The 17,561-nt window shown below is 69.2% G+C and carries 26 protein-coding genes; 13 read left to right on the forward strand and 13 right to left on the reverse strand.

Annotated features, from left to right (window positions below; genetic code table 11):
* The first annotated feature begins 304 nt into the window (after window positions 1-304).
* Both RM788_RS42795 and RM788_RS42800 read left to right on the forward strand, forming a co-directional pair.
* Window positions 305-796, forward strand: coding sequence for a YflT domain-containing protein (locus RM788_RS42795; protein WP_315926085.1), 492 nt, complete (start codon window positions 305-307; stop codon window positions 794-796).
* Window positions 797-1,090: 294 nt separating this feature from the next.
* Complete coding sequence (locus RM788_RS42800; protein WP_315926087.1) at window positions 1,091-1,501, forward strand: STAS domain-containing protein; 411 nt, start codon at window positions 1,091-1,093, stop codon at window positions 1,499-1,501.
* Window positions 1,502-2,053: 552 nt separating this feature from the next.
* Here RM788_RS42800 and RM788_RS42805 read toward each other — a convergent pair.
* The 4 genes from RM788_RS42805 to RM788_RS42820 all read right to left on the reverse strand — a co-directional run bounded on the left by RM788_RS42805 (window position 2,054) and on the right by RM788_RS42820 (window position 5,570).
* Window positions 2,054-2,932 carry a universal stress protein gene (locus RM788_RS42805; protein ID WP_315926089.1) on the reverse strand — a complete coding sequence of 293 codons (879 nt, stop codon included), beginning with the start codon at window positions 2,930-2,932 and terminating at the stop codon, window positions 2,054-2,056.
* Between the two features lie 268 nt (window positions 2,933-3,200).
* The gene (locus tag RM788_RS42810; protein WP_315926091.1) at window positions 3,201-3,737 is read right to left on the reverse strand and encodes a DUF2231 domain-containing protein; all 537 of its coding nucleotides are present in this window, start codon (window positions 3,735-3,737) and stop codon (window positions 3,201-3,203) included.
* 30 nt (window positions 3,738-3,767) lie between these two features.
* A complete protein-coding gene (locus RM788_RS42815) occupies window positions 3,768-4,508 on the reverse strand; it encodes a VIT1/CCC1 transporter family protein (RefSeq protein WP_399341837.1) in 741 nt (246 codons plus the stop codon).
* A gap of 222 nt (window positions 4,509-4,730) precedes the next feature.
* On the reverse strand, window positions 4,731-5,570 hold the full coding sequence (locus RM788_RS42820; protein ID WP_315926093.1) for a slipin family protein: 840 nt from the start codon (window positions 5,568-5,570) through the stop codon (window positions 4,731-4,733).
* A gap of 290 nt (window positions 5,571-5,860) precedes the next feature.
* Between RM788_RS42820 and RM788_RS42825 the strand changes: the two genes are divergently transcribed.
* Complete coding sequence (locus RM788_RS42825) at window positions 5,861-6,532, forward strand: hypothetical protein (RefSeq protein WP_315926095.1); 672 nt, start codon at window positions 5,861-5,863, stop codon at window positions 6,530-6,532.
* Window positions 6,533-6,970: 438 nt separating this feature from the next.
* Here RM788_RS42825 and RM788_RS42830 read toward each other — a convergent pair whose 3' ends face one another.
* The 6 genes from RM788_RS42830 to RM788_RS42855 all read right to left on the reverse strand — a co-directional run bounded on the left by RM788_RS42830 (window position 6,971) and on the right by RM788_RS42855 (window position 10,980).
* Complete coding sequence (locus RM788_RS42830) at window positions 6,971-7,492, reverse strand: hypothetical protein (protein WP_315926097.1); 522 nt, start codon at window positions 7,490-7,492, stop codon at window positions 6,971-6,973.
* A 25-nt stretch (window positions 7,493-7,517) separates the two neighbouring features.
* Window positions 7,518-8,456: a universal stress protein gene (locus tag RM788_RS42835; protein ID WP_315926099.1), complete on the reverse strand. Its 939-nt coding sequence runs from the start codon at window positions 8,454-8,456 to the stop codon at window positions 7,518-7,520.
* Window positions 8,457-8,695: 239 nt separating this feature from the next.
* A complete protein-coding gene (locus RM788_RS42840) occupies window positions 8,696-9,706 on the reverse strand; it encodes an Acg family FMN-binding oxidoreductase (RefSeq protein ID WP_315926101.1) in 1,011 nt (336 codons plus the stop codon).
* Window positions 9,707-9,896: 190 nt separating this feature from the next.
* A complete protein-coding gene (locus RM788_RS42845) occupies window positions 9,897-10,145 on the reverse strand; it encodes a putative universal stress family protein (RefSeq protein WP_315926103.1) in 249 nt (82 codons plus the stop codon).
* Window positions 10,145-10,390, reverse strand: coding sequence for a universal stress protein (locus tag RM788_RS42850; protein WP_315926105.1), 246 nt, complete (start codon window positions 10,388-10,390; stop codon window positions 10,145-10,147). Before RM788_RS42850 ends, RM788_RS42845 begins: the two co-directional genes overlap by 1 nt.
* A gap of 131 nt (window positions 10,391-10,521) precedes the next feature.
* Window positions 10,522-10,980, reverse strand: a complete 459-nt coding sequence (locus RM788_RS42855; RefSeq protein ID WP_315926107.1) for a universal stress protein — start codon at window positions 10,978-10,980, stop codon at window positions 10,522-10,524.
* Window positions 10,981-11,152: 172 nt separating this feature from the next.
* On the opposite strand from RM788_RS42855, the gene RM788_RS42860 reads away from it, so the two are divergent.
* The 10 genes from RM788_RS42860 to RM788_RS42900 all read left to right on the forward strand — a co-directional run bounded on the left by RM788_RS42860 (window position 11,153) and on the right by RM788_RS42900 (window position 16,345).
* On the forward strand, window positions 11,153-11,596 hold the full coding sequence (locus RM788_RS42860; RefSeq protein WP_315926109.1) for a universal stress protein: 444 nt from the start codon (window positions 11,153-11,155) through the stop codon (window positions 11,594-11,596).
* Between the two features lie 56 nt (window positions 11,597-11,652).
* The gene (locus RM788_RS42865; RefSeq protein ID WP_315926111.1) at window positions 11,653-12,693 is read left to right on the forward strand and encodes a zinc-dependent alcohol dehydrogenase family protein; all 1,041 of its coding nucleotides are present in this window, start codon (window positions 11,653-11,655) and stop codon (window positions 12,691-12,693) included.
* 10 nt (window positions 12,694-12,703) lie between these two features.
* Window positions 12,704-12,910: a hypothetical protein gene (locus RM788_RS42870; RefSeq protein WP_315926113.1), complete on the forward strand. Its 207-nt coding sequence runs from the start codon at window positions 12,704-12,706 to the stop codon at window positions 12,908-12,910.
* Entirely contained in the window at window positions 12,868-13,140 is a 273-nt protein-coding gene (locus tag RM788_RS53170) for an arginine deiminase family protein (RefSeq protein ID WP_399341846.1), read from the forward strand. The genes RM788_RS42870 and RM788_RS53170 overlap by 43 nt, the downstream gene beginning before the upstream one ends.
* Window positions 13,116-13,328 carry a hypothetical protein gene (locus RM788_RS42875; RefSeq protein WP_315926115.1) on the forward strand — a complete coding sequence of 71 codons (213 nt, stop codon included), beginning with the start codon at window positions 13,116-13,118 and terminating at the stop codon, window positions 13,326-13,328. The genes RM788_RS53170 and RM788_RS42875 overlap by 25 nt, the downstream gene beginning before the upstream one ends.
* Complete coding sequence (gene nagA, locus RM788_RS42880; protein WP_315926117.1) at window positions 13,325-14,422, forward strand: N-acetylglucosamine-6-phosphate deacetylase; 1,098 nt, start codon at window positions 13,325-13,327, stop codon at window positions 14,420-14,422. The genes RM788_RS42875 and nagA overlap by 4 nt, the downstream gene beginning before the upstream one ends.
* Before the next feature lie 130 nt (window positions 14,423-14,552).
* Entirely contained in the window at window positions 14,553-15,428 is an 876-nt protein-coding gene (locus RM788_RS42885; RefSeq protein ID WP_315926119.1) for a universal stress protein, read from the forward strand.
* 71 nt (window positions 15,429-15,499) lie between these two features.
* Window positions 15,500-15,721, forward strand: coding sequence for a hypothetical protein (locus tag RM788_RS42890; RefSeq protein WP_315926121.1), 222 nt, complete (start codon window positions 15,500-15,502; stop codon window positions 15,719-15,721).
* The gene (locus RM788_RS42895; protein WP_315926123.1) at window positions 15,721-15,924 is read left to right on the forward strand and encodes a DUF4342 domain-containing protein; all 204 of its coding nucleotides are present in this window, start codon (window positions 15,721-15,723) and stop codon (window positions 15,922-15,924) included. Before RM788_RS42890 ends, RM788_RS42895 begins: the two co-directional genes overlap by 1 nt.
* Window positions 15,925-16,030: 106 nt before the next feature.
* Window positions 16,031-16,345 carry an HPF/RaiA family ribosome-associated protein gene (locus tag RM788_RS42900; protein WP_315926125.1) on the forward strand — a complete coding sequence of 105 codons (315 nt, stop codon included), beginning with the start codon at window positions 16,031-16,033 and terminating at the stop codon, window positions 16,343-16,345.
* Window positions 16,346-16,599: 254 nt separating this feature from the next.
* On the opposite strand, the gene RM788_RS42905 is transcribed toward RM788_RS42900, so the two are convergent.
* From RM788_RS42905 to RM788_RS42915, 3 genes are all read right to left on the reverse strand, one after another.
* A complete protein-coding gene (locus RM788_RS42905; protein ID WP_315926127.1) occupies window positions 16,600-16,833 on the reverse strand; it encodes a hypothetical protein in 234 nt (77 codons plus the stop codon).
* 241 nt (window positions 16,834-17,074) lie between these two features.
* The gene (locus RM788_RS42910) at window positions 17,075-17,269 is read right to left on the reverse strand and encodes a transposase (protein WP_399341851.1); all 195 of its coding nucleotides are present in this window, start codon (window positions 17,267-17,269) and stop codon (window positions 17,075-17,077) included.
* Window positions 17,238-17,360: a hypothetical protein gene (locus RM788_RS42915; RefSeq protein WP_315926129.1), complete on the reverse strand. Its 123-nt coding sequence runs from the start codon at window positions 17,358-17,360 to the stop codon at window positions 17,238-17,240. The genes RM788_RS42910 and RM788_RS42915 overlap by 32 nt, the downstream gene beginning before the upstream one ends.
* Window positions 17,361-17,561: the final 201 nt, after the last annotated feature.

A 17,561-nucleotide genomic window follows, 5' to 3' on the forward strand; every position in this document is an offset into this window, starting at 1 on the left:
CGTCGGTCACCGGTGCGACCCGGTGGTGGTCGTCGGATGACGAGAGCCGGAAGAGGGCATCACAGTGCCGGACATCGGGTCTCCCGTCTCGCTGGTGCCGAGTCTTGTCCTCCGGGTACCGGCACGGGAGAGAACAAGGTCCCGTGGGCGCGGGGTGCTACGCCCCTGTCCGTCGCGGTCGATGGGCGCGATCGTGGTGTCGACAAGGGAAACCGTCCACCGCCGTGCAGCCGCGAATACCGTCGCGAGTACCGGCAGCGGTCGGCCCCGAAGTGCCGACGAACCAGCACGTCGAGAGGTAGACATGACCGACATCGCAGCAACCGGCCACGTGGCAGGCAGTTCGATGAAGACGGTGGGCGGGCAGGTCTCATTGGGTTCGTTCGCCACCTACGGGGAGGCGCAGAGCGTTGTCGAGTACCTGGCCGGACACCAGTTCGAGGTGCGGACCACGCAGATCATCGGTAGCGACCTCCGAGTGGTAGAGCAGGTGACCGGTCGGCTGACGTGGCCACGAGCCATCCTCGCGGGCATGGCGAGCGGCGCCTGGTTCGGCGTGTTCGTCGGTCTGGTGTTCAGTTTCCTGTCCACCTCGACGGTCCTGGTGGCAATAGGGTTCGGTATCGGGTGGGGGCTGCTGTTCGGTGGGGTGTTCGGCGCGGCGGGCTACGGTCTCACCAGGGGACGCCGGGACTTCACCTCGCTGAGCGCCACCGTGCCAAGCCGGTTCGAGGTCCTCGTCGCCGACTCGCACGCCGACCGGGCCCGCACCGTGCTCGCCACGGCGAACCGCTGAACCCGATCTCGGCCCCGGCTCGTCGTGGCGGGTCCCGATGCGGACCGTCACGAGTGAAGGTTGTCGGCCATTCCGCAGACCGCGTTTCCTTTTGTGAGAAGAAGACCCCAGCCGTGACCGGAGCGGGCGGTAGTCGTGTCACCCCACGAGACCGCCGACCTCCGAACAGAGGCGTCATTCATTTCCGTCCGTCGGGACCCCGCGGTCGCCGTAGTCCTTGAGAAGGGCACCCTCATGCGCATTCACCACATCCCCAGGCGGTTGGTAACCCCTGCCCCAGGGTTGCTGAGCGTCATGGTGGACTCGACCCACCCGCACACCGTCGTGGTCACCGCGCGTGGCGATGTCGACATGGCGACGAGCCCGCTGCTCCAGTCCCATCTGGACGAGTGGATCCGCTGTTCGGGTCCTGACCTGGTCGTGGATCTCACCGGTGTGCGCCACTTCGGCTCCGCAGGCGTGACTGTCCTGGTACGGGCCGCCGCATCCGCCAAGACCGCCGGCGTCGAGTTCCTCGTCGTCGCCGGCGGGCGGGTAGTGCTCCGCCCGTTGAGGATCATCGGCGTGCACGACGCGTTCGGCGTCTACCCGACCATTTCCCAAACCCTGGAGCGAGCCTGCGGGGATTCTCCGACGGCGACTACGACGCCCCGCACACCACTGAGACTCACAACGCCTTCGCTTTCCACGGCTACCGGACGCTGATCCAGCGTCTTCCTTGATGGCTGCCGGGTCTGCTGGACGGCGAACGCTCGCCCTCCGAGGGCGAAGGTTGTCCGCGTCCGTGTCGAGCTGCGTGGAGAACCATGCCGGTCACCTGATGCGATCGGGGATTGTGCATGGGAATGCGCTGTCGCTGTTGCGCACGCCGGTCCCGAGCCGAGTGAGCCGGGACCGGTCCGCTGCGACGTCAGAATCCCACTCTGGATTGCGCTGATGGCCAAGCGACAAGGCGAACAGCGCACGGGCACCCGCGTCAGCCCTGCCAATCGCCCGAACAGCGGCAGTCGCCGATGGAACGCGGATGCCTCGCGTCCAGATCGGCGACCAGCACAGGCCCGCTCGCACGAGAAGCATCCGTATCCGCCCCACGCCGACGGCGACCGGACGTTCCGCAAGCCGTCCGTCCACGCGTCGGGCGAACGCCCCAAGTCCGTTTCTCCGGCTCTCCGCCAGACCCGTCACGCGAGGGTAGTCAGGACGGACGTCTGGACGGCGATCGGCGTGGCGCGGCACTCATGGGGACTCGCCGACGTGTCACACCGGCCTGACGATGGCCACGGGACACGGGGCGTGGTTGACCAGTGCCTGGCTGGTGGAACCGAGGAGCATGCCGGTGAACCCGCCGTGGCCGCGACTGCCCACCACCAGCAGCCGTGCGTGCTCGGCGATCCGCAGCAGCGCGGCGGCCGGGCGGTCGCGCACGACGAGGCGCTCGACCGGGACGTCCGGGTACTTCTCCTGCCACCCGGCCAGCCGTTCGGCGAGCACCCGTTCCTGTTCCTGCACGATCTCGCCCTCGGCCGTGGCGAACAGGGTGGACTGCACCCTGCCTTCGAGCAGCGAGTCGGTCCACGACAGCACCGCGGTCAACGGCGCTTCCCGTACCGACGCGGCCTCGAACGCGAACCCGATCGCCGCCTCGCTGGTGGGCGAGCCGTCCACGCCGACCACGACGGGACCGTCGGCGGTGGTGGTGCCGCGCACGACCACGGTGGGGCTGTGCGCGTGCGCCGCCAGCGCGGCGGCGGTGGAGCCCAGCAGGATGCCGGTGAAACCCCCGAGACCCCGCGAGCCGACGACCACCATGCGGGCGTGCGCGGACTCGTCGATGAGCTGGGGGATGTCCGCTGTCATCACCGATCGCGTCTGTACGGCGATGCCCGGCGCGGCGGCGACCGCGGCGACCGCGGCCTCGTCGAGCCACTGCTTCCCGAGGTCCTGGAGCGTCGTGAGGAGCTCTTGTGCGTTGACGAGCATGTCCGGGTAGCCGCGGGTCGGTAGGGAGTAGCAGTGCACCAGGAGCAGGGGGACGTGGTGGCGTGCGCAGTCGTCCGCGGCCCAGACGACCGCGTCCAGCGCGGTGGCGGAACCGTCTACGCCGACGACGACAGGGGGTGCGACCAGGTTGTCCATCGGGAATTCTCCTCCGTCGACCACCGTCACCGGAGGTGCCCGGTGCTCGTGGTGTGCTCCACCACCGAGGCTAGGGACGGCACCGGTCCGGGACTGCTGTCGGAGGTCCCGCGGTCGAGCGTCTCCCGGCGCACCGCACAGGAGTCGTTGTGCTCTGGCCGACCGACGGTGGTGTGCCACTTCCGACCAGCGTGACCACGTGCAGCAGTGGTCTGCTGCTTGGCGCGCTCAGGGCCACGAGCGGTGGACGGACCGCAACACCTGTTCTCTACCGGTCGCCCTGGACCGGGGTTTGGCTGAACCCGCCTTGCCAGGTGGCCTGGGCGCCGGAGTCGCCGGTCAGGTAGATGTCGTAGACCGCCGCGCCGGCGGCGAGGATCGACAGCACCGCGATCACCGCGCCCACCGCCGCCGACGAGGGCGCGAGGAACGTGCGTTGTGTCGCGGGCGCGCCGGTTTGCGTGTCTTCCGTTCGGATGGTCGAGGATTCGCGACCGCGCCACCAGATCACCAGCGCGAGCAGGGCCACCGGGATGGCGACGAAGAGCGCGGTGTCGCCGAGTTCGGTGTGGGTGCGGATCAGCGCGGAGAATTGGACGCGGTGCTCCAGCCACTCCCCGGCGTCGGTCGTGACGGGAACCAGCGCGAGGACCACGAGCGACAGGATCGCATTCGGACCCGCCAGGCGCCGCCGCAGTACCGGCCACAGCGCCGAGAGCATGAGCAGCAGCGCCGAGAGGGGCAGCAGCACGATGATCGCGTGCACCAGCAGGATGTGGGTGGGCAGGCCGTTGACGGTGTTCACGGGACTCCTTGACGAGGGTCGGACCGCCGTTCAGAGGACGGTGGCCCCGACGAGGTGGCCGATGCCGAAGGTCACGAGCATGGCGAGTGCCCCGCCGAGGACCAGGCGGGTGACCGCGGCTGGTTTGCCCGCGGTGCCGAGGTGGGCGCTCACCGCGCCGGTCACGGCCAGCGCGAGCAGCACCACGACGAACGTGACGGCGACCCGTGCGCCCGGTGGTGGTACCAGGATCGCGATCAGGGGGAGCAGGGATCCGATGGTGAACGCGACCGCCGAGGCACCTGCGGCGTGCAGGGGGTTGGTGAGCGCTTGGGGGTCGATGCCCAGTTCGGCGTCGGCGTGCGCGGCGAACGCGTCGTGCTCGGTCAACTCTTGGGCCACCTGCCGGGCCGTCGCGTGCTTGAGGCCCTTCGCCACGTACAGCGCGGCCAGTTCGTCCAGCTCCTCGTCGGGGTACAGGTCGAGTTCGGCGCGTTCCTTTGCCAACAGGGCCCGTTCGGTGTCGCGTTGGCTGCTCACCGACACGTACTCGCCCAGCGCCATCGACACGGCACCCGCGACGACCCCCGCGATGCCCGCGGTGAGGATCGGTCCACCGGCCGCGGTGGCACCGGCCACGCCCACCACCAGACCCGCGGTCGACACGATCCCGTCGTTCGCGCCCATCACACCGGCGCGCAACCAGTTCATCCTGCTCGACAGCCCACCGTGGTGCGCTTCACCCTCGTGCGCGCCGGGGCCGTCCGTCTGCGTCCCGTCGGACGCGGTCATCCCAGGCTCGACTCGAAGGGCATGGCACGACTGCAGGACGATCGTCGAACGTCCGCCGGCAAGGAAAGTTCGTACATGGGATCTCGCAAGGTAAGTCGTCCATTGTGGAGGCTCTGATGCCTTCAGGGCCATTCGGTCCAGGCCTCCGGTGCCGCGTTCACCACTCTCGTGGTCGGCATCGGAGACCGCCGGGCCCCATCCCGGTCTTGCGGCGACCCAGGGCTATCGCGGCAAGGCGACAGGCCCACCGTTCACGGGCTCCTTCCGCACCACCGGCTGGGCGGGAATCGCGGAGACAGCGGACGCCTCACGGGCCAGGAAGTTGCCGAGTTCGCCGATCGTGCTCATCAGCGGCGCGGGGAACACGACCGTGGTGTTCTTGTCCACGCCGAGTTCCGCCAGCGTCTGCAGGTTGCGCAGTTGCAGTGCCAACGGGTGGGCCATCATCGTGTCCGACGCGTCACCCAGCGCCGCCGCGGCCAGCGACTCGCCCTCGGCATTGATGATCTTCGCCCGCTTCTCCCGCTCGGCCTCGGCCTGCTTGGCCATCGCCCGCTTCATGGTCTCCGGCAGCTGGATGTCCTTCAACTCCACCAGGGTCACCTCGACGCCCCACTCGACGGTGGTGATGTCGAGGATCTTGCGGATGTCGATGTTGATCTGGTCGGTCTCGGACAGGGTCTGGTCCAGGGTGTGCTGGCCGACGACCTTGCGCAGCGTGGTCTGGGCGATCTGGTCGATGGCGGCGTAGACGTTCTCGATCGCCACGACCGACTTCACCGCGTCGACCACCTTGAAGTAGGCGACCGCCGAGACGTCGACGCTGACGTTGTCCTTGGTGATGATGCCCTGCGACTGGATCGGCAGGGTGATGATCCGCAGCGTCACCCGGTGCAGGACGTCGACCAACGGGATGATCAGGCGCAGGCCCGGCATCCGCACCTCGCGCACCCGGCCCAGCCGGAACAGCACGCCCTGCTCGTACTGCTTGACGACCTTCACCGACAGACCCAGCAGCAATAGGGCCACGGCGACGACGATGGCGATGACATAACCACTCATGGTGGAGCTCCGAACGACTTCGATGGAGATCGGTCGATCTCGCGGTTACCCCACAGTGGGCCGCCCGTGTCGCCGACGACGCTGCCGAAGGTCCCTGTTCTCACGCCGATCGTCCTCGGTCGACTGCGCCCTTTCGGCAAGGGCGGTCGGACGAACTCGGAACCGACGCAGCCGTTGCCTTCTTTCGCGAAACGGCGGTACGGGCAGGACGAAGGCCCTCGTGTGGTGGGGACCTCGAGCCCTGTCCGGCGTGGTCGGCGCTGGGCACTGTGGTGGGGGAGGTGGTGCACGTGCGCAGGACCAGGATTGCGGTGCCGGAGTGGGGAGCCACCGAGGTCGAACTGGTGGTCAGGGCGGCCCGTCGTGCCCCGGTGTGCGGGACGGGGCATCCCTGGGTCCTCGAGCCGCACGGCAACGTGGTGTCGCTGTACGAACTGCCGCACCACTCGCTGCACGACCGCCTCGGCTTCGACCGCCTGCTGTCCTGCGGGGCGGTGCTGCACAACGTGCACACGGCCTTGCGGGCCTTCGGATGGCACGTCGAGGTGGAGTTCCCCCACGACGTGGCCCGACCCGACCTGCTCGCGGTGCTGACCGCTGATGACCGGCAGGCCCCGACAGCGGTCGAGGTGGGCGACTACGAGGCGATCGAGATGCCTGCCGCGCATGGTCGGATCGACCTGCCCGCGCTGGCCGTGTCGAACCATTGGGCGGGCGTTCGACTGCTTCCCGTGAAGGATGACGCGTCGTTGGGAGCTCTGGGATTGCCGAGCGGTTCTGGGGCGTTGCTCGTGCTCACGACCCTGGAGAGCAGGCAGGACGTCTTGCTGGCAGGGGCCGCGACGCAGGCGGCACGGCTCAGGGCACGGGCTCTGGGGATGGCGACCATTCCGGTCCACCGACCACTCCGCCTGCCCGACGGCGTGTCCGGTCACCTGTGGGCGGTGCTCCAGGTCCGGTAGGTCATGCCCGATCGAGGTGAAGGACGTTCCAGGAGCGCAGAGGTCGAGCAGCGAGGTTCTCGGTGCGATGCGACCAGGCGGTCGTCTCGTCGTAAACCGGCACGACCGGTCATGACGTCCACCACGCTCGCCGGCACGTGCCACGAGCCGAGCCGCCTGTGATCGGTGATGGGCGCCGGGCGATCGCGTGGCACCGCACCTTTTCTCCCTACGTTGGTCCGTCCCTGAGCGGAACGGAGAGTCGAAGATCTGCCACTGTCGCACGTCGGTGCGACAGTGGCAGAAGAGAACTTCGCAACGACCTTCCAGCGAAGCAGGGGCCAGAACCGCCACGGGAAGACAGAGGTGGCTAGGCAAAGCCGTAGTTCTCGGCTCCATGTGTGGACAATCGCCTTGGCCAGTCGTTCATCAGCGCCTCCGCTGCGCAGGTGCGAGTCCTCAATCCCGTCCGGGGTGTTCAGCGGCCGCGGCGATGGTGCGCAGTGCCGCCCGTTCGATCATGCCGACGAACGGGCCGATCAGATGCCAGTACCTGCGGAAGCGCACCCAGGAGAGCGGGTCGTTCAGGATCGTGCGGACGTCGTAGGTGAGCAGCGTCCGGTTCTGTCCATATGGCTGCACGGACAATGAGCAGGCGATCTTGCCCCAGCCCGGTGTCGTGAAGTCGGTGAAGTCGCGTGGTTCGATCTCGTGCCATTCGATGACGGGCTTCCAGAACCGGCCGACAGCACCGAAGGCGACCTCGGCGCTCGGCCGCTCGCCGAGGATGACCCAGTCGGATGAAGCGCTCAGGTCGTCGAGCGTCATCCGGGTGGGCACCCGTGGTGGACCGTTCCCGCGTGATCCCATCCGCTCGGGAATACCGCGGACCTGGAAGGCCCACTTGACGAGCGCGCCGCCGACCTGGGTGAGGTCGAGTTCGCGAGCCGCCCGGTAGGTGGTCGCCAGGTCCGCGTCCACGACCTGGTGACTCGCGCGGGCGAAGTCATACCGAGGCGCGAGCTGGTCGATCAGCAGGGGCGGAGATGTCGTGGCGACCTGTGGCCGCACGGGTGCTTGGGACATGGGGGTGAGCCTCCGGCTGTTGTGGGGAACTGCTGGGACCGTGGACGACCAGGACGGGGCACGGAGCGTGGTGGAGTGCGGATCTGGTGACGGAGCCGCAGTGCCCGGTGCGGGCGAGGTGGTCTCCGGCTCCGACCACGACCAGGTCGCTGTCGGTGCAGCGGGACACGGCTTCATGTGGCTGGCCGTGCAGCAGGACGACCGTGTGCGACGGTCGCCGGTCCAGCTTCTCGAGCCGTCGTGCCGCGTGGTCGAGCACGAACTGGTGGTCGGCGGCGAGGGCGTCCCTGGTGGCGGGAGCGGGCAGAGCGTGCACCACACGCAGCCTGGATCGGTGTTCGAGCGCGATGGCCGCCGCCCGCGAGAGCACGTTGGTGTCGTCCTCGCCGCCGCTGATCAGCGCCGTGATCCGCAGGTTCGCCCCGTGCACCGACGCCGGCCTGCCCCGGACCACGACCGTGTCGCACACGATCTCGTTGATCAGCGGCAGGACGGCCCCGTCGAGGCCGGACGAGCTCGCGGAGTGGCCGCGGTAGCCGATCACCAGCAACCCGGCGCCACGCGCGGCGGCCTTCAGGTCGTGCACCGGGTCGGTGCCCGCCCCGTGGATACTCACGCTCAACAGGGGGAACGTGCTGGTCACGTGGTTCATCCCGCCGTTATCCGGGATGTCGTCCGGCGTGTCGCCGGTCCTGTTCCACAGCCACACGTCGAGTTCCGCGCCGGTCCGCCAAGCGTGTTCGGCTGCCCAGACGAGGGCGTTCTGCCCCCAGTGCGAGCCGTCGCTGCCCACGACCACCCGTCGAGGGGCGTTTTCGGTGACCTCGGACCGGGCACTCGGACTTGATGCGGTGTGCATGAACGGCTCCAGTGTTCGCGCTGGCCCTGTACCTCCACGGTCGCGCGACGGCGGTCATGCCGACAGGGTGTACGGACACCTCCACCAAGGGACGAAGGTCCCGCTCGGAACCGTCTCCCGTCCGAGGCCGGGCCGTCCTGTTCGACGTCCGGGACTTCGATTCGTCGTTGTGCCCTATTGCGTGCCAAGTCGGCCACGGACGAAGCGCTTCACCGAGGCCGACCTGCCGCCGCACCCCTTCAGGAGCCGGGAATCACGCTGAAAGGCGGTACCACCAGATCGTCCACCGGCAAACGCGGAGTGCGGGGGACCGGTGACCCGAAGCCGAGGCGCAGCACGGTCTGGGGGAACAGTGATCCGCCCAGCGCCCGGCGGAGTTCCTCCCGGACCTTGCCGACCTCGATCGCCTGCGACATGAACGAGGCGGACAAACCCAGCGCGGTCGCGGACAGCAGGACCCGTTGCAAGGCTTGGCCTGCCTGGAGTTCGCCCAAGGGCCCGTCGTAGAACGAGCAGAGCACGACGACGAACGGGTTCGGCTCGTAGTCCTTTCCGGACGGTCGCGCCGACGGTGAGCCGGGGGAGAAGTCGCGGAACGCCCACTCGTCCTGCGGCGCGGGTGTGAAACCCGCCGAGCTTTTCGGCACGCCGTGGCCGGGATCGGCCCGATCGCCGGTCGACCCGGTCAGCTCGGCCTGGACGTCGGGGTCGACCAGTTGTTGCTTGTGGGCGCGCTGGATCAGTTCCCGCAGACGGACCTGCTCGGCGGGGTCGTCCACCACGTGCAGCCACGAGCGCTCGAGTTCGGCGGCCCGGACCATCCGCTGACGGTGGCCGACGGGGACCTCCGCGTCGGTGAACGGGTGCCGATTGGTCCGACGTGCGGTGATCGCCCTGAGCAGTTCGCGGGTCTCCTCGGTCGGTGTGAACCACCCGCCGCGACGGATCACGGCGAGAGTTCCCTGGGCCGCGCGGCCGGGGAGCAAGGTCACCAGCGGCCGCAAACCCAATCCCTGCAACGCCAGCCGGGCGTTCAGCAGAGCGGCCCCGCACGACAGCCGCAGTTCGCGGGCGTCTGGATCGGTGGCCCGCAACTGCTTGTCCGGGTCGAAGCGCAGTTCGATGCGGTCGGGGTGGAGCACGAACCGCCACGGCTGGCTGTTGTGGATCGAAGGGGCGGCCGAGGCGGCTTCGAGCACGCCGCGGACGTCGTCCTCCGCCAAGCCCAGCGCCGATACAACTCCGCTCATCGCCGTTCACCTCGCCGTACTGGGATACCTGCCTTCACGGTTTCCACTCTCATGCGTTTCGTGAGGGGGTGACACGGACGAAGGTCCTCAGGTGTCAGGGTCGTCCACTCCGGGAATGCGTGGCGCTGCCGGGTTTCCCCGGCCCGAGCAGGCCCCCGTGTCCCTGTGACGCCGCTCTCCAACGCGTACATCACCTGAACTGCTGAGCGGCCCCCGTGTCGGTGAGGCTGTCGCAGCGCTCCGCGGTGAACGGGACCACGGTGACCGGACGGGCGGCGTGGCGCAGGCAGTGCGAGATCGTCGCCCCGACGACCGTCATCCCGCCTTTGCGGTAGCCGTGACCGCCCAGGACGAGAGTGCCGCAGCCCTCGCACAGTTCGACCAGGACGTGGCCGAGGTGTCCGGTCGGCACGAGCTGATCGATCTCGACACCGTCCACTACCTCGCCCACCTGCTCGACGCGTTCCGCAGGTCACGAAGGTGCTGCTCGCGGAACGGGTTGTCGCCCGCGGGGAGCGTGATCGGCATCAGGCCCCTCAATGACGGCTTCGCCCGGAACGGGGACACCGACACCGCCAGCACCGGGCTCCTGTTCCTCCTGGCTTCCCGAACCGCCCACTTCAGCGCCGCCGTGCTCGCGGGCGAGCCGTCGATGCCGACGATGATCCGGTGTCCGGTGCCCATGTCGCTCAGCTCTTCTTCGCATGGTGAGGACCCCGAGCCTGACGGGGATACGGTCCACTTCGGTTCGTGCCCCCTGCGCTCCTCCGATGGCGTGTCCGGTCACCTGTGGGCTGTGCTCCAGGGCCGGTAGATCACTTGGTCGAGGTATGGGGAACGACCACGACCGGGCACGCTGACCGGCGCAGGCAGTCGCCGACCACACTGCCAAGGAGCGCCTCGGCCGCCCTGTTGAGCCCCCGTGCTCCGAGGACGAGCAGTTTCGCGTGGTGCGAGGCCCGTACGAGTTCGGTGGCGGCGTCGCCGACCTCGACCACCTCGATCACCTCGGGGGCGTCGTCGAGTCGTGAACACGCCTCCCGCACCATCTCGTGCAGCTCCCGCACCGGGTGGTCGTGGTGCTTCTCGGCGTACGGGAACACGCCCATCGACGTGGCCGGTACGAAGGCGGCTTCACGTGCGCGTGCCGTGATCGCCTCGACCTCGGCACCGGTGAGCACAGCTTGGTCCAGAGCCCACCGCAAGGCGGCGGAACTGGCGGGCGATCCGTCGATCCCGACGACGATGAGCCCGCGCTTGCCGGAGTTCTCCACGATGTACCTCCACAGGACTGAAGACGCGTCTGGCGTCCACCTCAGCGTGACCCTGTCCACGACCTGTGTTCAGTGGCGAAAGTCGTCGCCCTACGGGACCTCGTGCCCTCCCGTCGACCTGACCGCTGCGCCACCGTGGGGAGGAGATGCAGACCGGGAGGAAGTGGGCGTGATGACCGAGTCGAAGCCGATCGTGGTCGGCGTGGACGGATCCGAGGAGGCCGGTCGCGCTCTCGGCTGGGCGTTCGACGAGGCCTTGGCACGTGGTTGTGGTGTCCGCGCGGTCCGGGCCTGGGTCTTCGAGCCGCTGTCCGACTGGGCGCCCGCCGCGATGCGCGAGGCCGAGCGGTGGGTGGCCCTGGAGCTGGCGAAGGCCGTGGACGCGGTCGTCGCCGAGCGCGTGGACTGCCCGCCGATCGAGCAGGTCAACGCCGAGGGCGGCCCGGCGGAGGTGCTGGTCCGCAACTCCCACGACGCGGCACTGCTCGTCGTCGCGAGTCATCGCGGTGAGCGGCTGCGCAAGGCCGTGCTCGGCTCGGTGAGCGCCGCCTGCGTGCGGAAGGCGACCGTGCCGGTCGTCGTCCTGCCGCCCCGCCTCCACGTCTCGGCGGAATGACGACGAACCCGTTCGACACGACACGGCGGTGAGCCCGCCGAGAACAGGGAGGAACCATGAAAGCCTTGGTGTACCACGGTCCTGGCAAGCGCTCGTGGGACGAGGTCCCGCGACCGGAGTTGCGGGACGTCTCCGATGCCGTCGTCAGGGTCGACGCGGTGACCATCTGCGGCACCGACCTGCACATCCTCAAAGGCGACGTGCCCGCGGTGGAGCCCGGCAGGATCCTTGGTCACGAGGCGGTCGGCACCGTCGAGCAGGTCGGTGCCGCCGTCAGCGGCGTGGAGCCCGGCGATCGCGTGCTGGTCTCCTGCATCAGCGCCTGCGGTCGGTGCCGGTACTGCCGGATCGGCATGTTCGGCCAGTGCCTCGGCGGTGGTGGGTGGATCCTCGGCCACCGGATCGACGGCACCCAGGCGGAGTACGTCCGGGTCCCGTTCGCCGACACGTCGACCCATCTGCTGCCGCCCGGCGTCAGCGACGAGGCGGCCTTGATGCTCGCGGACATCCTGCCCACCTCCTACGAGGTTGGCGTGCTCAACGGTCAGGTCAGCCCGGGGGACACGGTGGTCGTCGTCGGGGCGGGCCCCATCGGGCTCGCGGCGATCATGACCGCCCAGCTGTTCAGTCCCGGTCACATCGTTGCGGTCGACCTCGCTCAGTCCAGGTTGCAGGCGGCGAAGCAGTTCGGCGCCGACACCGTCGTGGTCGTGGGTGACGACCCGCAAGCGGCCGTGGCCGAGCTGACCGACGGTCTGGGCGCCGATGTGGTCGTGGAAGCGGTCGGAGTACCGGAGAGCTTCGAGCTCTGCACCAGGCTGGTGCGCCCCGGCGGCAGGGTGGCAAACATCGGAGTGCACGGCAAGCCCGCGACGCTGCACCTGGAAGACCTGTGGATCCGCAACATCACGATCACCACCGGACTGGTCGACACCCGGTCCACGCCGACCCTGCTGCGCATGCTCTCCACCGGCCAACTCGACGCCGGCAGGTTCCTCACGCACCGGTTCGGCCTCCACGAGATGGAAGCGGCCTACGACGTGTTCTCCAAGCCGCAGGAGACCGGCGCGCTCAAGGTCGTCCTGAGCCGCGGCTGAGCACCGATCGATGTCCTCTGCGGCGTGCACAGGCCGCAGAGGACATTCGGTCATCACCCCGGTCGACCCGGAGGAGATCGTCGAACACGACTCGGCGGGCCCGCACGTCGAGCAGCGCGACTCGCTGGTCGACACTTTCGCCGACCTGCTCGGAGTCGACCGTTTCCGGGTCCTGTGCACCACCGAGGACGCGCGTGCCGCCGAACGCGAGCAGTAGGACGAGACCAACACTTCTTCGCCATCGCTCCCGACGTCGTTATGGGTTACGAGCGCAACATGGTCACCAAAACGATGCTGCGCGACCACGGCATCGATGTCATCGGCAGCCCCGGCAACGAACTCGGCCGCGGTGAAGCCCTCTGCATGACCTGCCCCGTCCAGCACGGCGGCATCCGAGACGCGACTACAACGAGGGACAGGCCATGCGACACCCAGGCTCACTGCTGAAGGAACTCGATCTCGACAAGGCGCGCTTGCTCGAAGACTTCGTCGACCTGGCGGACCTGGAGTTCGTCGCGGGATCGATGGGACCGAAGGTCGAAGCGTGCCGCCGGTTCGTCGAAGCCACCGGGTTCCCGGACGCCATCGACTCCTTGACCGAAGTCGCCGTCGTCCCTTCCGAAGGTGTGTCATGAGGCTCGGGGTAGCGGGTGCGTTGGTCGAGGGGGCCTACCGATCGGGTGACGTCGAGGTGGACCACGACAGCGGTCGGGTGCTGGGGATCGGCCTTCCCGGTCCGGGACAAGGGATCGCCGTGCCGGGGTTCATCGACATCCAGGTCAACGGGTTCGCCGGCGTGGACTTCCTGACCGCGGACGTCGAAGGCCACCGCGAGGCGGCCGAGGCGATGGCGCTCACGGGAGTGCTCGCCCACCAGCCCACGTTGATCACCAGTGCACCCGACCAGACCGCCTCCGCGATCGCCACGGCCGACAAGGCCCGCTCCACCACGGTGGGATCCCGTGTGCTCGGGGCCCACCTCGAAGGCCCGTTTCTATCCCCGGAGAAACGCGGCACCCACCCGGTCGACCTGCTCCGGACACCGGACGTCGACCTCCTGGACAGGCTGTTGGCGGCAGGTCCGGTCACCCAGATCACCCTCGCCCCGGAACTGCCTGGCGCGCTCGCCCTGGTCGACTACTGCCTGAGCGCGGGAGTCGTCGTCTCCTGCGGGCACAGCAACGCGACCGCCGCCGAGGCGCACGCCGCGTTCGACCGCGGCGCGACCATGGTCACCCACTTGTTCGACGCCATGCGCCCGTTCACCCACCGCGACCCCGGCATCGCCGGTGCCGCCCTCACCCGCGACGACGTCACCCTGGGGCTGATCGCCGACCCCAGCCACCTCTCGCCCGAGGCCGTGCGGCTCGCGTTCCGCGCCGGTCCGGACCGGGTCGTGCTGGTCACCGACGCGCTGGCCGCGGGTGGGTGCAAGGACGGGCACTTCAGCCTCGGCGCGGTCGAGTTCGACGTGGTCGACGGCGTCGCCCGCAAGCCGGACGGCACCCTGGTCGGGACCACGAGCACCCTGGTCGAGGCGATCCGGCACGCCTGCGGGTCAGGGGTGCCGCTGGAGGCGGCGGTCAACGCCGCGACGCTCACCCCGGCACGGTTCTTCCCCGGCCAGGACCTCGGACTGCTGCTTCCTGGCGACCGCGCGGACGTCGTGGTCCTGGACGACGGGCTGGACATCCGCGCGGTGTACCGCAACGGCGTCCCGCTCGGCTGAGCCGAACGTCATCGGCCACCGAGGACCAACCGCTCTGCCGACGGGGGTGCCCCGAGCGGAAGTCTGGAACCAGGAGAACGGACACCCCGACCGCGGGCACGTCCGACAGGTACAGGAGAGGTAGCCGGAGATGACCGTCCCCACGAAGCACACCGCGCCGATCGTTGTCGGTGTCGACGGGTCGACGTCCGCACGCGACGCAGTGGGCCTGGGGGCCGCCGAGGCCCTGCACCGCCACCGGACGCTGCGACTGGTGCACGCGCAACTCCTGCTGCCGTTCGACGGCTTGGAGGACACGGAGCGGCTGCGCGACGGGATGCACCACGACGGGTGGCACCGTCTGCACGAAGCGGCCGACGTGGCGCATGAGGTCGCGCCCGGTGTGGAACTCGACCTGACGCTGGAGACCGGGGATCCGGCGACCGTCCTCATCCGCGAGTCGGCCTCGGCCTACGAGGTCGTGGTCGGTTCTCGCGGCGCGGGAGGCTTCGCGGAACTGCTGGCGGGTTCGACCGCACTGGCGGTCAGCACGTACGGGCACTGTCCTGTCACGGTCGTCCGCGGCACCGTGTGGCCGCGTGGTCCGGTCGTGGTCGGGGTGGACGGCACCGCCGCGGGTGAGCCCGCGATCGAGTGGGCGTTCGACCGTGCCGCGCTCGACGGCGCCGACCTGATCGCGGTGCACGTCTGGCACCCGCGGATGAGCGGACTCGCGCTCGGCGAGGCCGACCGGCTCGCTCTGACCTCAGACCACCACCGGTTGCTGGCCGAGCGCCTCGCCGGGTGGCAGGAGAAGTACCCGGACGTGCACGTGGAACGCGTGGTCGCCGAAGGCCACGTGGCCAAGCGCCTCGCCGACTACTCCGACACCGCCCGCCTGCTCGTGGTCGGCCCCCGCGGTCGCGGAGGCTTCGCCGGGCTGCTGCTCGGATCGACCAGCCACGCGTTGCTGCACCACGCCCCGTGCCCGGTGCTGGTGGCGCGAACCACCACCCCGACCGAGTAGGCGAGAAGCCGTGTGGGAGCCCGAGGCGTCCTCGGTGATGCCGGCCGGACGAGACCTAATCGAGGGCATACGTGCGCGATGACGAGAAACTACGCGACAACATCCGCCGGGAGGTCCTCCGCCAAACACTGTCGGTCGACCCGGACACGATCGGTGTCCCGGTCGACGGTGGAGCGGTGGTGCCCTGGAGCGGCGCGGTCGAACTCGCCCTCCGCCTGCCCCACGCGCTGCCGGGCATCGTGGACGCTCACAACGAGCTCACCTACCGTATCGACGACGTGGCGGTGAATTGATGGCCACCAGGCCGGAAGCACTCGGCAGACCGGACGTCCGCACGGTCGTGCTCAAGGACCACGACGGCTACCCGGTGGTCGAGATCCCCCTCATCGCCTGTGTCCTGGCGGCCGCCGTCGCTCCCGTGCCCACCGCGATCGGAGCTCTCGCGGCGCTCGCCAACGACTGGTCCATCGGCGTCGAGCACGAACACCCCACCTGAAGGCGAGCACAGGGCCCGAAGTCCCGCACGAGACGGCCGGTTGGACTCTCGCCGCGTCACGGCGTTTCGGCGACCGTGGGACTCGAACAGTCGATGAGGAGAAGAAATGCACCACGCTGGACAGACCGTCATCGAAAACCTGCGGGTCTCCCGCACGGCGAAGGTTCCCGCAGAGGCGAGTGACTACGCACAGCAGAAGATCGGCCCGCTGGCCAAGTACGCTCCGGCGACCGTGGAGTCCGCCGAGGTCAGGCTGACGACGACCGCGGACCGCAGGACGGAGCCCCTGATCGTCGCGCACGTCCAGCTCAGTGTGAACGGTACCGGTGTGCACGCCGAGGCCGAAGCGGGTACCTACACCGAGGCGATCGACCTGCTCCACGACCGCGTGCACAGCCAACTGCTCAGGATGCACCACTGACACTCCGCTTAGGACGGTCGAACCCGCCCAATGTTCGGGTATTTGTGCCCTCCGCTCCCGTTGCACGGCAACGCATCGGGAGCGGAGCCCTGCGCCGTGGGAGCGCAGGCGGATATGGCGGGGGGCACCTGTCGTGGATGACCGGTTGCCCCACCCGCAGGGCTGTCCACCACCGGCGCGGAAGCGGAGGCGGTCACGTCAGGGCAGAGGTCTCCTGAGGAGTCGACCCGGTTGTCGTGTGCCGGGCTACCGGCTCACCCGGAGGCCAGCAGGCCCGCGACCTGGGTGGGGTGGGCGCTGGGGCCGGTGGAGCGCCGTCCGGTGCTCCACCCCAGGTCTTCCCGCCACCGCAGCACGGTGCCGGGGTCGGTCAGGAGCTGCCCGCGCATGGGCTGGGCGAAGGAGATGTCGATGTCCATCGTCGTGACGTCGATCCCTGCCAGGGTCAGCTGATCGACGACTTCGTCGAAGTAGCGTGCGACAGTCACGGCGTTGTGCCTCGGCAAGTGCGCACATCCTCCTGTCAGCGGCGTTCGTACACGGTCACTCGTGATCGTCCTCGCTTTGCGAGTCGCGGATCGCCGCGGTGGGAGTGGTCGACCGGCCACTCGCGACACGGCCCCGATCCCGCAGCAGGTCGCGCAACGCCTCGGTGGTGCCATCGGACTCCCACTTGGCGTAGTGGTCGTAGACCGTCCTGTACGGCGGGAAATCGTGCGGCAGGTACGCCTACGCGATCCCGGTCCGACACACGTACACGATCGCGTTCACGATCTCCCGCAGGTCGTGCACCCGCGCCGCCGTTCCCAGGCCGCGTCGGACGGCGCGCCACGCCGTCAACGTCGGCTCGATCAACGCCCACCGGGCATCGGCAGGGGTGACGAAGACCAAGTCAGCCGACAGCGTGCGGCCGAGCCGCCACATCGGCGGACACGCTGTCCCGGATGATCGGCGCGTCGTGGTCATCCACCACCACGACGATCGCCTGATCGGGTCGGTCGGTGACGTCGCGCAACGCGTCGGTCGGAGCCGGGTGCACGATCAGGGCCCGCCGACCGTGTCACGGTCACTGTGTGCATGACCGCACCCGGAGCATCCCACCGGGCCGGCGGGTAGACGGGATCCTGCTTGGCCAGTCCCGCCCCGACACCGTCACGAGGACCCCTTGGAGTAACCGACGAGTGACCAGCGGCTGCCGGCCACTCGCTCGCCGCGG

It is taken from the genome of Umezawaea sp. Da 62-37, assembly GCF_032460545.1.
Taxonomy (GTDB): Bacteria; Actinomycetota; Actinomycetes; order Mycobacteriales; family Pseudonocardiaceae; genus Umezawaea.

Coding starts and splice junctions, on each gene's coding strand:
- RM788_RS42795 (WP_315926085.1), top strand. CDS start 305: ATGACCGACATCGCAGCAACCGGCCACGTGGCAGGCAGTTCGATGAAG.
- RM788_RS42800 (WP_315926087.1), top strand. CDS start 1,091: ATGGTGGACTCGACCCACCCGCACACCGTCGTGGTCACCGCGCGTGGC.
- RM788_RS42805 (WP_315926089.1), bottom strand. CDS start 2,932: ATGGACAACCTGGTCGCACCCCCTGTCGTCGTCGGCGTAGACGGTTCC.
- RM788_RS42815 (WP_399341837.1), bottom strand. CDS start 4,508: ATGACCGCGTCCGACGGGACGCAGACGGACGGCCCCGGCGCGCACGAG.
- RM788_RS42820 (WP_315926093.1), bottom strand. CDS start 5,570: ATGAGTGGTTATGTCATCGCCATCGTCGTCGCCGTGGCCCTATTGCTG.
- RM788_RS42835 (WP_315926099.1), bottom strand. CDS start 8,456: ATGCACACCGCATCAAGTCCGAGTGCCCGGTCCGAGGTCACCGAAAAC.
- RM788_RS42840 (WP_315926101.1), bottom strand. CDS start 9,706: ATGAGCGGAGTTGTATCGGCGCTGGGCTTGGCGGAGGACGACGTCCGC.
- RM788_RS42850 (WP_315926105.1), bottom strand. CDS start 10,390: ATGGGCACCGGACACCGGATCATCGTCGGCATCGACGGCTCGCCCGCG.
- RM788_RS42860 (WP_315926109.1), top strand. CDS start 11,153: ATGACCGAGTCGAAGCCGATCGTGGTCGGCGTGGACGGATCCGAGGAG.
- RM788_RS42865 (WP_315926111.1), top strand. CDS start 11,653: ATGAAAGCCTTGGTGTACCACGGTCCTGGCAAGCGCTCGTGGGACGAG.
- RM788_RS42870 (WP_315926113.1), top strand. CDS start 12,704: ATGTCCTCTGCGGCGTGCACAGGCCGCAGAGGACATTCGGTCATCACC.
- RM788_RS42875 (WP_315926115.1), top strand. CDS start 13,116: ATGCGACACCCAGGCTCACTGCTGAAGGAACTCGATCTCGACAAGGCG.
- nagA (WP_315926117.1), top strand. CDS start 13,325: ATGAGGCTCGGGGTAGCGGGTGCGTTGGTCGAGGGGGCCTACCGATCG.
- RM788_RS42885 (WP_315926119.1), top strand. CDS start 14,553: ATGACCGTCCCCACGAAGCACACCGCGCCGATCGTTGTCGGTGTCGAC.
- RM788_RS42895 (WP_315926123.1), top strand. CDS start 15,721: ATGGCCACCAGGCCGGAAGCACTCGGCAGACCGGACGTCCGCACGGTC.
- RM788_RS42900 (WP_315926125.1), top strand. CDS start 16,031: ATGCACCACGCTGGACAGACCGTCATCGAAAACCTGCGGGTCTCCCGC.
- RM788_RS42910 (WP_399341851.1), bottom strand. CDS start 17,269: ATGTGGCGGCTCGGCCGCACGCTGTCGGCTGACTTGGTCTTCGTCACC.